General features: G+C 40.3%; 11 protein-coding genes. 3 read left to right on the top strand and 8 right to left on the bottom strand.

Going from position 1 to position 15,072, the window contains the following annotated elements; translation table 11 throughout:
• Window positions 1–248 precede the first annotated feature (248 nt).
• The 5 genes from hppD to uvrC form a co-directional block, all read right to left on the bottom strand.
• Entirely contained in the window at window positions 249–1,409 is a 1,161-nt protein-coding gene (gene hppD / locus E6C50_RS15130; protein WP_136404076.1) for a 4-hydroxyphenylpyruvate dioxygenase, read from the bottom strand.
• A 79-nt stretch (window positions 1,410–1,488) separates the two neighbouring features.
• Window positions 1,489–2,649 (bottom strand): homogentisate 1,2-dioxygenase, encoded by a 1,161-nt coding sequence (locus E6C50_RS15125; RefSeq protein WP_136404075.1) that lies wholly within the window; start codon window positions 2,647–2,649, stop codon window positions 1,489–1,491.
• Window positions 2,650–2,896: 247 nt separating this feature from the next.
• The gene (locus E6C50_RS15120) at window positions 2,897–4,534 is read right to left on the bottom strand and encodes an amino acid permease (protein WP_136404074.1); all 1,638 of its coding nucleotides are present in this window, start codon (window positions 4,532–4,534) and stop codon (window positions 2,897–2,899) included.
• A gap of 113 nt (window positions 4,535–4,647) precedes the next feature.
• Entirely contained in the window at window positions 4,648–6,849 is a 2,202-nt protein-coding gene (locus E6C50_RS15115) for a patatin-like phospholipase family protein (RefSeq protein ID WP_136404073.1), read from the bottom strand.
• A gap of 1 nt (window position 6,850) precedes the next feature.
• Window positions 6,851–8,656: an excinuclease ABC subunit UvrC gene (uvrC, locus tag E6C50_RS15110; RefSeq protein ID WP_136404072.1), complete on the bottom strand. Its 1,806-nt coding sequence runs from the start codon at window positions 8,654–8,656 to the stop codon at window positions 6,851–6,853.
• A gap of 123 nt (window positions 8,657–8,779) precedes the next feature.
• On the opposite strand from uvrC, the gene E6C50_RS15105 reads away from it, so the two are divergent.
• From E6C50_RS15105 to E6C50_RS17775, 3 genes are read left to right on the top strand one after another with little or no spacing between them, the layout of a single operon-like run.
• Entirely contained in the window at window positions 8,780–9,757 is a 978-nt protein-coding gene (locus E6C50_RS15105) for a succinylglutamate desuccinylase/aspartoacylase family protein (protein ID WP_230979020.1), read from the top strand.
• A complete protein-coding gene (locus E6C50_RS15100) occupies window positions 9,747–10,313 on the top strand; it encodes a 5-formyltetrahydrofolate cyclo-ligase (RefSeq protein WP_136404071.1) in 567 nt (188 codons plus the stop codon). The genes E6C50_RS15105 and E6C50_RS15100 overlap by 11 nt, the downstream gene beginning before the upstream one ends.
• A 3-nt stretch (window positions 10,314–10,316) precedes the next feature.
• The gene (locus E6C50_RS17775; RefSeq protein ID WP_168732834.1) at window positions 10,317–10,493 is read left to right on the top strand and encodes a YgdI/YgdR family lipoprotein; all 177 of its coding nucleotides are present in this window, start codon (window positions 10,317–10,319) and stop codon (window positions 10,491–10,493) included.
• A gap of 31 nt (window positions 10,494–10,524) precedes the next feature.
• On the opposite strand, the gene E6C50_RS15095 is transcribed toward E6C50_RS17775, so the two are convergent.
• The 3 genes from E6C50_RS15095 to ileS form a co-directional block, all read right to left on the bottom strand.
• Entirely contained in the window at window positions 10,525–11,118 is a 594-nt protein-coding gene (locus E6C50_RS15095) for a lipoprotein signal peptidase (RefSeq protein WP_136404070.1), read from the bottom strand.
• Window positions 11,119–11,201: 83 nt separating this feature from the next.
• The gene (locus E6C50_RS15090) at window positions 11,202–11,582 is read right to left on the bottom strand and encodes a TraR/DksA family transcriptional regulator (RefSeq protein WP_136404069.1); all 381 of its coding nucleotides are present in this window, start codon (window positions 11,580–11,582) and stop codon (window positions 11,202–11,204) included.
• A gap of 9 nt (window positions 11,583–11,591) precedes the next feature.
• Window positions 11,592–14,996 carry an isoleucine--tRNA ligase gene (gene ileS, locus E6C50_RS15085; RefSeq protein WP_136404068.1) on the bottom strand — a complete coding sequence of 1,135 codons (3,405 nt, stop codon included), beginning with the start codon at window positions 14,994–14,996 and terminating at the stop codon, window positions 11,592–11,594.
• Window positions 14,997–15,072 lie beyond the last annotated feature (76 nt).

The following is a 15,072-nucleotide window of genomic DNA, read 5'->3' as shown; positions in this document are numbered from 1 at the left end:
AAATAAGAAACAAAAAAACTCAGCCAAAAGAATGACTGAGTTTTTATGCTATTAACCAACCAAAAAACTATAAATTATGAAAATTTACTTTACAAATATGAGGCTTATGAGTACCTCATTTTTGCGAGTGCAAATGTAGCTAGTTTTTTTGTTGATTTACAAATGAAATTTCAACTTTAACACAATATTAGCAAAAACAAAGCTGTTTTCAACCCTGTTTTTAAACTATTATCAGTAAAAATCGATTTTTACAAAGTTCCTCTCAATTCCTGCTCTCTTTCAATCGATTCGAAAAGGGCTTTAAAGTTACCGGCACCGAATCCACGGGCTCCCATACGTTGGATAATTTCATAAAACAGCGTTGGTCGGTCTTCAACCGGCTTCGTAAAAATCTGTAATAAATATCCTTCTTCATCAGCATCAATCATGATCGCCAGTTTTTCCAATTCGGAAATATCTTCTTTCATCATCGCCATATGATCACCTAATCTTTCCGGAATTGCTTCGTAATAGGCTTTCGGTGGTGCGGATAAAAATTCCACTCCACGTGCCTTTAATTGCGACACTGTAGAAATGATATCATCAGTAGCAATAGCGATATGCTGTACACCTGGTCCGTTATAGAAATCCAAATATTCTTCGATCTGCGAACGTTTTGCTCCTTCGGCTGGTTCGTTGATCGGGAATTTGATACGTCCGTTACCGTTAGACATTACTTTACTCATCAAAGCCGAGTATTCCGTATGAATCTGTTTGTCGTCGAAAGAAAGGAAATTCACAAATCCCATAACATCTTCATACCATTTTACCCAGGTATTCATTTCGTTCCATCCCACGTTTCCAACCATATGGTCGATATATTTTAATCCAACCGGTTCCGGGTTATAATCGGATTTCCACTCTTTATAACCGGGCAGGAATACCCCGTTGTAATTTTTACGCTCCACAAAAATGTGAACCGTTTCGCCATAGGTATAAATACCGGAACGCACTACTTCACCAAACTCATCTTTTTCAACAGTTGGCTCCATAAACGGACGCGCTCCTCTTTTTGTTGTTTCTTCGAACGATTTTGTCGCATCTTCTACCCATAAAGCCACTACTTTAACACCATCACCGTGTTTTACGATATGCTCGTTGATAGGTGAATCGGCATTTAAAGGTGTTGTTAACACCAAACGGATTTTATCCTGTTTTAACACATACGACGCTCTGTCGCGCACTCCTGTTTCCAATCCGGCATAGGCCAATGACTGGTAACCGAATGCTGTTTTATAATAGTGCGCCGCCTGTTTGGCATTTCCTACATAAAATTCGACATAATCCGTTCCCATTAGCGGAAGGAAATCCTGCGCGCCTTCAAATATTTTTTCTAATCCGTATTCAACTGATTTTACTTCTTTACTCATTGTAGTATTATTTTAGTCAGCCGGAAACATACTCTGATGTCCTGCTTCAATGTTTGTTATTGTTTGTTTTTAAATGGTATTAATGCTCCAACCAGGATTGGTAGTATTTCTCATCGGCAATTTTCATAGCCTCTTCGGTAAGCATTAACGGTTTAAAGGTATCGACCATTACAGCCAGCTCCTGTGTTTCCGTTTTGCCGATACTTCTTTCAACAGCTCCAGGATGCGGTCCGTGTGGGATTCCGGCCGGGTGTAACGAGATGTGCCCGGCTTCGATATCATTTCGGCTCATAAAGTCACCGTCTACATAGTACAATACCTCATCACTGTCGATATTACTATGATTATACGGTGCCGGAATAGCCTGGGGATGATAGTCGTAAAGTCTCGGAACAAACGAACACACTACAAAGGCATCCGTTTCGAACGTCTGGTGTACCGGTGGCGGTTGGTGAATACGTCCGGTTATCGGTTCAAAGTCGTGAATCGATAAGGCATACGGATAATTGAATCCGTCGTAGCCCACTACATCAAACGGGTGTGTTGCATATACCATTTCGAAAATTTCGTCTTTTTTCTTTACTTTAATTACGAAATCTCCTTTTTCATTATTCGTTTCCAGTTCTTCCGGACGACGGATATCGCGTTCGCAGAAAGGCGAATGCTCCAAAAGTTGTCCAAACCAGTTTCGGTACCGTTTTGGTGTATAGATTGGCCGTCTGGATTCTACAATAAACAAACGATTGTCATCGGTATCAAAATCGATTTTATAGATCATCCCTCTCGGCACGATCAGATAGTCACCGTATTTAAAATCCAGATTACCCAACATGGTTCTTAATTTACCGGTTCCTCTGTGGATAAAAATCATCTCATCCGCATCGGTATTTTTGTAAAAATAATCGCGTGTGGATTCTTTTGGTGCTGCCAGAATAATTGTACAGTCGCTATTTGTTAATACGGCTTTTCGGCTTTCCAGATAATCATTTTCCGGTGTTACCTGAAAACCTCGTAACCGATACGACTGGATATTATTTCCCTTCGCGATTTTAGGAGCCACACTATATTGCCTGCGGATTTCCTTAACCTGCGTTGGTCGGTGTTCGTGATACATATTGGTTGACATTCCGTCGAATCCAACGGTGCCAAAAAGCTGTTCGTAATACAAATCACCGTTCGGTTTACGAAAGATGGTATGTCTTTTTGGTGGAATCTGTCCTAATTTATGATAAAATGGCATATTTTTTAATTTTAAAAATTTAAAATGTACAACCCGGATTACCCGCAGTGCTGTTGAAATATTTTAACATAAACAATCCGCTCATTCCGGATTTCTCTTAATGAGGTATTTTAGCAGTCCTAATAAGCCTTCCCAATGTAAACTCATGATCATACAAATATCGTGATTTTATCACATTTCTTTAAAATAAAAATTCCCAAAAAAAGCGATATCGACATTTTTTTGGGAATTTAAAACTATTTTTTTCTTATTTGTTCTTTTTATAACTCAACGCATAGACTACAGCGTGAATTGCAGCAAAAATCAGTGAGAAATAATACAGGAACGTATCGTCTATTTCAGGGTTTGAATGGTGTACAAAAGCTACTACAACCAAAGCCACTACCATTGCCAATCCGGATAAGCTCACAATTCGGTAGCTTTTACCGTCAAACGAACCACCGTTCAGGATACTGTGTTTCATTCCGTAGAAAATATACAAGTCGAAACCAATCATCATCCAAACAATCAAACGGATCCAGGTATCCAATGGCAGGAACACCATCATAAACAAACATACCCCAACACCTAATATTGGCACTAACGGCACCAATGGTGTTTTAAATGCTCTTGGCGCATCCGGCATTGTTCTTCGCATTACAATAACACCAAGACATACCAGGATAAAGGCAAATAAGGTTCCGATACTGGTCATTTCTCCAACCACACGAGCCGGAACAAAAGCAGCAAACAAACTAACGATCAACATGAACAACAAGTTGTTTTTAGCCGGTGTTCTATATTTTGGATGTACTTCCGAGAATACTTTTGGCATTAAACCATCTTTACTCATCGAGAAGAATACACGACTTTGTCCCATTAACATTACTAAAATTACTGAAGCATATCCTGCTAAAATCGCAAGAATAATCGCTTTATTCAACCACGGATAAGCTGGCGTAATCATACCCGACGCATCGGCTACTCCCATATGATCAATTGCAATCGCCACCGGTGCAATTCCATCGGCTCCGGCAAAAGCAGAATAATTTACCACTCCGGTCATTACGTGCGCAAACAAGATATAAAGTACCGTACAAATGATTAACGATAGTAAAATACCGATCGGCATATCTCTTTTCGGGTTTTTCGCTTCCTGAGCGGCCGTCGACACCGCATCGAAACCAATATAGGCAAAGAATACGATCGCCGCAGCACGGATGATTCCTGTAAATCCAAATTCACCGAAAGTACCGGTGTTTTCCGGAATATATGGTGTATAGTTTTCCGGACGGATATATTGCCATCCCAATGCTATAAACACCAAAACCACCGATACTTTTAGCAATACGATAATACCGTTTACCAAAGCCGATTCTTTTGTTCCGCGCATTAATACCAATGACATAACCATTACAATAAGCACCGCAGGAATGTTAATCAAACCACCTTCAAAAGGCGAATGCGTTAACTGTTCACTGAGATGAATACCATAACCATCTAAAAATTTCGTAAGATAGCGCGACCAACTGATGGAAACGGTTGCCGCACCAACGGCATATTCCAGCACAAGATCCCAACCGATAATCCAGGCAACGAATTCCCCCATAGTAGCAAACGAATAGGTATAGGCACTACCTGCAACCGGAATCATTGATGAAAATTCGGCATAACATAAACCGGCAAAAAGACATCCGATAGCCGCTACAACAAAAGAAATGGTAATCGCCGGTCCTGCATTGGTTGCTGCAGCCAAACCGGTAATCGAAAACAATCCTGCTCCAATAATCGCTCCTACGCCTAACGCGGTTAATCCCGACGCCGTTAATGTTTTCTTTAATCCTTTTTCTGATTCCGAGGCTTCTTCGATGAGTTGCCCCAATGGTTTACGTTTCCAAATAGACATAAATATAGTTTTTCGGTTTTTTTAGTTTCCAAAAATATAATTTTTTAAAAACATTCACATATAAAATACAGTTTAATCCGAAAAATGTCGCTTTTAAAACGTTTTTTGTAAGATTAAAACCAAAAACCTACGCTAAACCAGGTGCTACCATCTTTGGTTTCGGGCGACCAACTGTATTTCACTTCAATTGGTCCGATAAGGGTTTCAAAACCATAACCCAGTGCATATCCGGAATAATTGGCATTTAAAAACCAATCGGTCGTATTAAAGATTTTCTGACCTACATAGGCGTAGTTTGCCGTAAAGTTGATATGGTGTTTTTTGTAAAATTCGTAATCCAGTGTTGCGCTTCCTTTGATATAGCTGTCACCGGCAATACTCAGAAAATCGTACCCGTAAAAATGGCGGAAATTATTAATCATCTGATAACCATAGCCACCCAGTACAAAATTATAATACGGCACGCCTTCTTTTCCGATCGTAAATCCGGCTTCCGACTGTACTTTTAACGAAATCGTTTTATAAAATGTTTTTACAATACCGGCGTCTGCTTTGGCAATAGAAAACTGACTTAAACGATCGTGACCGTCTTTTGTATAGGCCGTGGTATGGAAATCACCTGAAAAATACCAGCCTCTTTTCGGGAAATATTTTTGATCGAACGAATCGTATTTCAGATTTCCGAAAATGGAGAAATAATCGTCACTACTAATCACCCCTCCAATATTTTCGAGAGTAGAAGATCGGATTTTCAGATGTTTATGTTCCAAACCGGCCCCGATCAGGAACTTCTGAGCGAAAACCGTTTGCAGGTAAATTTGGTTAGTAAAATCCGAAAAATCAACATTAATCGATTTTAGCCCCAGGTTTGTCAATATTTGTCCGTCGCTAAAATCGGTTGCCACATTTTTATTAAAGCGGTTGTAGCGGGAATTAAACCCGAAACTCCAGTAAAAACCATTATCGATATAATAATTCAGGTTATACCGGAAATTGTCTCCCAAAATGACATCTAGTGAAACCACGTCGTTTTTGAGCAGAAACTTTTTCTGTGTCAGATTGAGCAATACCGCACTTTTATATAGTTCATCGTAATGCAATCCAAACTTCAAATACCGGTTTAGCGGATTTTCTTTTAAGTTCAGTACCAGATTATCGCCTTTCTCGGCTTCTTCAAAATAATACGAAATTGAACTAAAGTTTTGTGTAGCATTCAGATTATTGATTCCTTTATCCAGCGTCGCATTTGTGATTTTTGAATTCTGATGAAAGCGCAGTTTTCCCAAAACATAGGCTCTGGTATAGCCTTCAATACCGTTGATTTCAATTTTGGAAATTTGTAACGTATCGGTAAGTCTTCGAGGCTCGAACAGTACCGATTTACTAGCGATGGCTCCCAATTTTGCCAGATCTTCATACACGGAAAAAGCCGCTTCTTCTCCTTTTTTGATGATTTCGCCACCCTGATCAAACGAGATCACGGAATACCCTTGAATATTGGGTTTGATATAAATATCGGTCGCTTTCTTTTTGGCTTCCATCTGTCCGATCATCGAGAAATTCGTGATCTGCAATAGCACGCCCGTAGCTCCGCCAATCGTATTCCGATCTTTTAGTCCGTCCTGTACATCGACACCGATAATAATATCGGCCCCCATTTTTTTAATTTCTTCAAGCGGGTAATTGTCTACCACACCGCCATCAATCAAAATACGGCCATCGATTTCCACCGGCGAATACAACGACGGGAAAGCGCCACTGGCCAAAATTGCCTGTGGTAGTATTCCTTTATTCAAAACCACTTTATGTCCGTTTTCAATATCGGTTGCAATACAAACAAAAGGAATGGGCAGATCGTTAAAATTGCGAATATGTCGCACATGATTGGTAAGTCGCGTCAACAGGTTATAATTATACAACCCTTTTGATAGAGCTGTAGGAACTCCTATTTTAAAATTATTAAACGGAAGCGATAACGCATATACTTCGTCATTGCGTTTTTCAAAAAAACTTTTGGATGTTCGCGGAATATAATCCTGTAACAAGGCATCCGAATCGACTTCGCGGAATATCGAATCCAGCTGTCGCGCCGAATATCCGGAGGCATACAAGCCCCCAATAATAGCTCCCATACTGGTTCCTCCGATATAATCGACCTGAACACCTGCTTCTTCCAGCACTTTTAACACTCCAATATGTGCCAGTCCCTTTGCACCACCACCACTCAATACAACTCCGACTTTAGGTCTTTTATCCTGTGCTTGTACCGCCTGTATCAAACATAGGCTCAGAAGTAGCAGTAGTATTTTTTTCATATCACTTGGAAGAATTGGTTGCCTTGTAAAATTCGGTAATTTTTTTGGCTTTTGAAAGTCCTACGACCTCAGAAATTTCTTTTTCCGATGCCTGCGTCAGTCTTTTTACCGATTTAAAATGCTTTAACAGTGTAATCATGGTTTTTTCGCCGATACCCGGAATGGTTTCTATAGAGGTCTGCAAAGCGTTTTTACTTCTTTTATCCCTGTGGAATGTAATCCCGAAACGGTGTGCTTCGTTCCGAAGATGCTGAATCGTTTTCAGGGTTTCGGATTTTTTATCGAGATATAACGGAACCGAATCACCCGGATAGTAGATTTCTTCCAGTCGTTTTGCAATTCCGATAATGGCAATTTTGCCGCGCAATCCCAATTCTTCCAAACTTTTCAGGGCCGAGGACAGCTGTCCTTTTCCACCGTCGATAATGATCAGCTGCGGTAAGGATTCGTTTTCGTCAAGCAGGCGTTTATAACGACGGTATACCACCTCTTCCATTGAGGCAAAGTCGTTGGGTCCTTCGACAGTTTTAATATTAAAATGGCGGTAATCCTTTTTACTCGGTTTCCCATCTTTAAACACCACACAGGCCGAAACCGGGTTCGTCCCCTGAATATTGGAGTTATCGAAACATTCGATATGACGCGGTTCGACCGACAAACGCAAGTCTTTTTGCATTTGCGCCATGATTCGGTTGGTATGTCGGTCCGGATCGACAATCTTGATTTGCTTCAGCTGATCCAAACGATAGTATTTGGCATTTCGTTCGGACAAATCCAGAATTTGTTTTTTATCGCCCAGTTTGGGTACGGTAACTTTTATCGTTTCTCCCAAATCCATTTCGAACGGCACTACGATTTCTTTTGAATTGAGATGAAAACGCTCGCGAAGTTCCACTACAGCTAGTTCGAGCAACTCCTGATCGGTTTCCTCGAGTTTCTTTTTTAACTCCATCGTATGCGAACGTACAATCGCTCCATGCGAAATCTGAAGAAAATTGATATATGCCATACTTTCGTCCGATACAATCGAAAACACATCGATATTCGAAATTTTCGGATTTAAGATGGTCGATTTGGCCTGGTAGTTTTCCAGCACTTCGATTTTTTCCTTTATTTTTTGTGCTTCTTCAAACCGCATTTCCGAAGCAAGTGTGATCATCAGTTTTTTAAAGTCTTTTAAACTTTCTTTAAAATTACCTTTTAGGATTTCCCGAATCGCATTAACGTGTTTCTGGTAGTTCTCAAGTGATTCGTAGCCTTCGCAAGGGCCTTTACAATTCCCGATATGGTATTCGAGACATACTTTAAATTTTCCGCTATCGATATTCGACTTACTCAAATCGTAATTACACGTCCGCAACGGATATAACTCCTTAATGAGTTCCAACAGCGTATTTACCGTTTTAAAACTGGTATACGGTCCGAAATACTCCGATCCGTCCTTTACCATATTACGAGTTGGAAATATCCGGGAAAAGGGTTCTTTTTTAATACAAATCCACGGATAGGTTTTATCATCCTTTAACAACACGTTATACCGCGGTTGCAATTTCTTGATCAGGTTGTTTTCCAATAAAAGTGCATCCGTTTCCGTAGGAACAACTATATGTTTAATGGATACGATTTTTTTGACCAGAACGTTTGTTTTGGCCGTATCGTGTATTTTATTAAAATAGGAAGCTACCCGTTTCCGTAGGTTCTTGGCTTTTCCGACATATAAAATTTTTCCATCTTTATCGTAATATTGATAAACACCCGGACTATCGGGTAAGGTTTGTATCTGAAGCTCTAAAGAAGGAATACTCATTGTACGTCTGCTATTTTCGGAATTGCATTCAAATTTACAAATAACATTTCTGATAACCGAAAAACAGTGTCAACTTAGCCGGCATACGGTAGAAATAGTTACTTTTATCTTTTGTTTATATTTATGAGTTACCAGCACAAAGGCATTACGATACTAAAAGAGACTGTATTACCGGGTGAAAGCAAAACCATCAATATGGAAATTGCAAAGCTTCACACAATGACCAAATTAAAAATTCCGATCATTGTAGAACGTTCCAAAATAGCCGGACCAACCGTTTTATTTACGGCCGGATTACACGGCGATGAAATTAACGGAACGGAAATTGTCCGACAACTCATCGTACAGAAGATCAACAAACCCAAAATCGGGACGATTATCTGTATTCCGATCATTAACATTTTCGGATTTGTCAACAAAACGCGTGAATTCCCGGATGGACGGGATTTGAATCGGGTTTTCCCAGGTAGTAAAACCGGTTCGCTGGCCAGTAGGTTTGCTTATTATCTACTAAAAGAAATCATTCCTCACGTGGATTATGCCATCGATTTTCATGCCGGTGGCGCCAGTCGTTTTAATGCGGCGCAAATCCGGATCATTCCAGATAACACCGAATTAAAAGCACTGGCTGATGTTTTTCACGCACCGTTTACATTGTTCTCCAAAAATATCAACGGTTCGTTTCGCAGTGCCTGTCATAAACTGGGTGTAAAAATGTTGCTTTTTGAAGGCGGAAAATCCAACGACATCAACAACAGCATAACCGAACAAGGTGTAGACGGTGCCAAAAGAGTATTGGCCTACCTGCACATGCTAAACGACCGCCAAAAAACCAATACGCCAGAAGACAAAATTATTTATATTGAAAAATCGACCTGGGTACGCGCCCGTTTTTCCGGTTTGTTTCACAGCAATACCGAAATTGGTCAATATGTAGAACGCAGCGATTTGCTTGCGGTGGTTTCCGATCCGTATGGCAAAGAAGAACACAAGCTAAAAGCACCAAATTCCGGTTATATTATCAATGTAAACGAATCGCCAATTGTATATCAGGGTGATGCGATTTATCATATTTCAACGACATTAAGCCATGACAACTAAACGCGAATTGCGAAAAAAATATAAAGAACTGCGAAAAGCACTTTCACCGGAAGCGATCGAAACCAAAAGTCTCGAAATCGCCAACCGTTTATTGCAGGTTGCCATCTGGAATCACACCTATTATCATTTGTTTCTTCCGATTACAGAGCAAAATGAAGTCGACACTGAGTTTGTTTTACAAATCCTGGCTGGTAAAGACAAAGAAACGATTATTTCAAAATCGGATTTTGAAACCGGAAAAATGGTACACTATTTGTTAACCGATAGTACGAAGATCCAGAAAAACGAATACAACATTCCGGAACCGGTAGACGGGATTGAAGTTCCGTCATCAAAAATCGATGTGGTTTTTGTTCCGCTATTGGCTTTTGACACGAATGGACATCGTGTTGGCTACGGAAAAGGCTTTTACGACCGGTTTCTTTCGGAATGCAAGAAAGATGTGATCAAGGTTGGATTGTCGTTTTTTGAGGCCGAAAATGCGATTGCCGATGTATTTGAGAGCGATATCGCTTTGGATTATTGTATCACCCCAGATAAAATTTATCGTTTTTAGCTTATGAAATCATTTGTCGTACTTTTAGTTTGCAGTTTTGCACTTATGCTTTCCGGTTGTAGTACAACGGTTCATACTACCCGAAACTCCAATTCCGGTAAGCCACTTCCTCCGGGTCAGGCCAAGAAAATTTACGGGACCAAAAGCGCCAAGCCTTTTGCACCGGGACAACAGAAATAAAAAAAGCGTCATCTCTGACGCTTTTGCTTTTTTATTTTCCGAAGGCTTTTTTGTTAAACACAATCAGCATTCCTACGGCTACGGATATCGCCATATCGGCTACGTTAAAAATCGCATTAAAAAAGGTGAAGTGTTTACCTCCCCAAAGCGGTAACCATTTTGGCAGGTTACCTTCCCAGATTGGGAAATACAACATATCGACTACTTTTCCGTGGAACCAGGTTCCGTATGGATTGGAAGCAAATAAAGTTGCCGGTTCGTGAATACTGTCATTAAAGATCACACCATAGAAAACCGAGTCAATAATATTTCCGAAAGCACCGGCCAGAATTAATGCTACCGCTACGATCAGGTAGTTGGAACTTTTTTTCTTTACCGAATCATACAACCAGTATCCGATTCCGCATACGGCTACAATCCGGAACAAGGTTAAGAACAGTTTACCGTAGGCTCCGGGTATTTCGACCCCCCATGCCATTCCTTCATTTTCGATAAAATGAATACGGAACCAATCAAAAACATAGACTTCATCGTTGAGTGCGAAATTGGTTTTAATATAGATTTTAGAAAGCTGATCAACAACCAGGACCAGTATTACTAACAAATAAGCTTTTCGTAAGGACATTTTCAATAATTTGACAGCAAAAATAAAAGAATTATATAATAAAAACGCTCCTTACGGAGCGTTTTCGGGATATTTTGAAAAGATTAACGTTGTAAATTTTTCGCTTCGATACTCATAGTCGCATGCGGAACGAGTTTTAATCTTTCTTTACTTATTAATTTTCCGGTAACTTTACAGATACCATAGGTTTTGTTTTCAATTCGGATTAATGCATTTTTCAAATCCCTGATAAACTTTTCCTGACGGATGGCCAACTGAGAGTTTGCTTCTTTCGACATGGTCTCACTTCCTTCCTCAAAGGCTTTGAATGTTGGCGACGTATCATCGGTACCATTATTCAGGTCATTCAGATAAGCACTTTTAATCAGATCCAAATCGGCTTTTGCTTTTTCCATTTTCTTTAAGATGATCTCTCTGAACTCGGCTAAATCAGCGTCGGAATATCTTATTTTTTCATCCACCATAATTTCTTTTTATTTTGAAATTAATACTCTAGTTTTAATGTCATCAAACTCAATTTCTATACCATTGTTGAGCTGTTCTTCAAAAATTAAAGTTTCGGTTAACGTTTCTGCTTTGATATAGTCTTCATTGCTTATGACTGCATTTTCCAATTGCAGGTCTTTTTGCAGATGCACTTTAATTTTGTCCGTTACTTCTAATCCCGAATCTTTACGGATATTCTGGATACGGTTAACTAATTCCCTGGCGATACCTTCTTTTCTTAATTCATCGGAAATCGTAATGTCCAATGCCACTGTAATCCCACCGGAATTTGCTACCAGCCAACCCTCGATATCCTGAGAAGAAATCTCAACATCTTCAGTTGTTAAATTAACACTTTTTTCTGATATAACAAGCGTTAACGTTCCTTCTTTCTCCAATTGGTTGATTTGCTCCTGAGAAAAATTTTGTATCTCCTTAGAAATCAAACCCATATCTTTCCCAAATCGCGGCCCTAAGGCTTTAAAATTTGGCTTGATTTGTTTTACCAATACCCCGGAAGCATCGTCCAACAACTCGATTTCCTTCACGTTTACCTCAGCTTTGATCAAGTCGGAAACCGCTTCGATTTCAGCACGTTGCTCATCGTCAAGCACCGGAATCATTACCTTTTGCAATGGTTGACGCACCTTAATCATTTCTTTTTTACGCAGGGATAATACCAGCGATGAAATGGTTTGCGCCTTCTGCATTCGACTCTCTAACGATTTATTAACAAAGTTTTCAACGTATACCGGAAACTCGGCCAAATGTACACTATCGTATTTTTCCGACTGTGTAGCCTGGGTTAAATCTTTGTAAAGTTTATCCATAAAGAACGGTGCAATCGGTGCGCTTAATTTCGCTACCGTTAGCAAGCAACTGTATAACGTTTGATATGCCGCAATCTTATCCTGCGCATAGTCACCCTTCCAGAAACGTCTTCTACAAAGACGTACATACCAGTTACTCAGGTTTTCCTGAACGAAATCGGATATCGCGCGCGCCGCTTTCGTCGGTTCGTAATCGGCATAATAGTCGTCTACATTTTTAATCAATGTATTTAATTCCGAAAGGATCCACTGATCAATTTCCGGTCGTTCTTCCAATGGTACTTCCGCTTCTGTATAACTAAAGCCATCTATATTAGCATATAACGCAAAGAACGAATACGTATTATACAACGTTCCGAAGAACTTACGACGCACTTCGGCCACACCATCGATATCAAATTTCAGATTATCCCACGGATTTGCGTTGGCAATCATATACCATCGGGTCGCATCAGGCCCGAACTCTTTTAAAGTTTCAAACGGATCGACTGCATTCCCTAATCTTTTGGACATTTTTTGTCCTTCTTTGTCTAACACAAGCCCGTTCGAAACCACGTTTTTATACGCCACTTTATCGAAAACCAATGTAGCGATAGCATGCAAGGTGTAAAACCATCCGCGTGTCTGATCGACTCCTTCGGCGATAAAATCGGCTGGAAACGCCAACTGATCGTCTATCAATTCTTTATTTTCAAACGGATAATGCCATTGTGCATATGGCATCGCACCACTATCGAACCAAACATCGATCAGGTCGCTTTCGCGTTTCATCGGTTTACCACTAGCCGATACCAACGTAATGTTATCCACTACATTTTTATGAAGATCCACCAACTCGTAGTTGGTTTCACTCATATCACCTATTACAAAGCCTTTAAACGGATTTTCACTCTGAACTCCGGCAGCAATAGCTTTTTCAATTTCAGTGTATAATTCTTCCACGGAACCAATAAGCATTTCTTCGGTTTTGTCTTCTGTTCTCCAGATTGGCAACGGAATCCCCCAATAACGGGAACGCGATAAATTCCAGTCGTTTGCATTTTTTAACCAGTTTCCGAAACGTCCCTCACCGGTTGCTTTAGGTTTCCAGTTGATCGTTTCGTTTAAGTCGAACATACGGTCTTTTACCTCGGTTACTTTAATAAACCAGGAATCCAACGGATAATACAGAATCGGTTTATCGGTTCTCCAACAGTGTGGATAACTGTGTACATATTTTTCAACCTTAAAGGCTTTATTTGCTTCTTTTAAATGGATCGCAATTTCAACATCTACCGAGCGCTCCGGCGCTTCTCCGTCGTTATAGTATTCGTTTTTAACGTATTTACCTCCCATTTCAGGTCCCATTTGTTTGACAAACTTACCTTGTAAGTCTACCAAAGGAACCGGATTTCCGGCATCATCCAATACCAACATTGGTGGCACTTCCGGTGTGGCTTCTTTCGCTACCCTGGCATCGTCTGCACCAAATGTAGGCGCCGTATGCACAATTCCGGTACCATCTTCCGTCGTTACGAAATCACCCGAAATCACGCGGAACGCATTTTCCGGATGCTGATACGGTAACGCATAGTCCAATAATTGTTCGTAACGGGTTCCTACCAGCGTAGCTCCTTTTACTTCGGTTAAAACGGTATACGGTATTTTTTTATCTTCTGCTTTGTAATTCACAAAGTCTTCTTCGTTTTCAGACAGGAAATATTTCCCGGCAAATTGTTTTGTCAGTAAGGGTTTTGCCAACACCACATTGATCGGCTCGAAGGTATACTGGTTAAAGGTTTTCACCAATACATAATCGATTTTCGGGCCAACGGTTAACGCGGTATTCGACGGCAACGTCCACGGTGTAGTCGTCCATGCTAAAAAGTGGACCACTCCGAAACCTTGTAAAGCTTCCGGCAATGTTGCATCGATCGCTTTAAACTGCGCTACAATGGTTGTATCAGTCACATCGCGGTAACTTCCCGGTTGGTTCACTTCATGTGAGCTCAATCCGGTTCCGGCTTTTGGCGAGTATGGTTGAATGGTGTATCCTTTGTACAGCAAATCTTTATTGTAGATCTGTTTTAAAAGCCACCAAACGGTTTCCATATATTTGGATTTGTAGGTGATATACGGATTTTCCATATCCACCCAATACCCCATTTTTTCGGTCAGGTCGTTCCACACATCCGTATAGCGCATTACGGTTCGCTTACACGCTTCGTTGTATTCGGCTACCGTGATCTTGGTTCCGATGTCTTCCTTGGTAATTCCCAGTTCTTTTTCGGTTCCTAATTCTACCGGTAATCCATGCGTATCCCATCCGGCTTTACGCTTTACCTGGTATCCTTTCTGAGTTTTATAACGACAAAAAATATCTTTAATAGAGCGTGCCATTACGTGGTGAATTCCGGGAAGACCATTTGCCGATGGCGGTCCTTCGAAAAACACAAACGGCTGGTTTCCTTCACGGGAAGTAATACTCTGTTCAAAGATGTTCTGTTTTTTCCAAAATTCAAGCACTTCAGATGCTACTGTTGGCAAATCAAGTCCTTTGTATTCAGTAAATTTCGTACTCATTTTATCGTTTTTTCTAATCAATTTGCGAAAGTAAGGATTTTTGAATAATTCTTAGTTAAGACAATTAGAAAATAGA

It is taken from the genome of Flavobacterium supellecticarium, from assembly GCF_004801375.1.
GTDB classification, from domain to species: domain Bacteria; phylum Bacteroidota; class Bacteroidia; order Flavobacteriales; family Flavobacteriaceae; genus Flavobacterium; species Flavobacterium supellecticarium.
Note: the sequence above shows the minus strand (reverse complement) of the source record. Positions and strands in the feature narration are given on the sequence as shown.

Bases quoted from the DNA above. Each gene is read 5' to 3' on its own strand.
- hppD (WP_136404076.1), bottom strand. From the start codon at position 1,409: ATGAGTAAAGAAGTAAAATCAGTTGAATACGGATTAGAAAAAATATTT.
- E6C50_RS15125 (WP_136404075.1), bottom strand. From the start codon at position 2,649: ATGCCATTTTATCATAAATTAGGACAGATTCCACCAAAAAGACATACC.
- E6C50_RS15120 (WP_136404074.1), bottom strand. From the start codon at position 4,534: ATGTCTATTTGGAAACGTAAACCATTGGGGCAACTCATCGAAGAAGCC.
- E6C50_RS15115 (WP_136404073.1), bottom strand. From the start codon at position 6,849: ATGAAAAAAATACTACTGCTACTTCTGAGCCTATGTTTGATACAGGCG.
- uvrC (WP_136404072.1), bottom strand. From the start codon at position 8,656: ATGAGTATTCCTTCTTTAGAGCTTCAGATACAAACCTTACCCGATAGT.
- E6C50_RS15105 (WP_230979020.1), top strand. From the start codon at position 8,780: ATGAGTTACCAGCACAAAGGCATTACGATACTAAAAGAGACTGTATTA.
- E6C50_RS15100 (WP_136404071.1), top strand. From the start codon at position 9,747: ATGACAACTAAACGCGAATTGCGAAAAAAATATAAAGAACTGCGAAAA.
- E6C50_RS17775 (WP_168732834.1), top strand. From the start codon at position 10,317: ATGAAATCATTTGTCGTACTTTTAGTTTGCAGTTTTGCACTTATGCTT.
- E6C50_RS15095 (WP_136404070.1), bottom strand. From the start codon at position 11,118: ATGTCCTTACGAAAAGCTTATTTGTTAGTAATACTGGTCCTGGTTGTT.
- E6C50_RS15090 (WP_136404069.1), bottom strand. From the start codon at position 11,582: ATGGTGGATGAAAAAATAAGATATTCCGACGCTGATTTAGCCGAGTTC.
- ileS (WP_136404068.1), bottom strand. From the start codon at position 14,996: ATGAGTACGAAATTTACTGAATACAAAGGACTTGATTTGCCAACAGTA.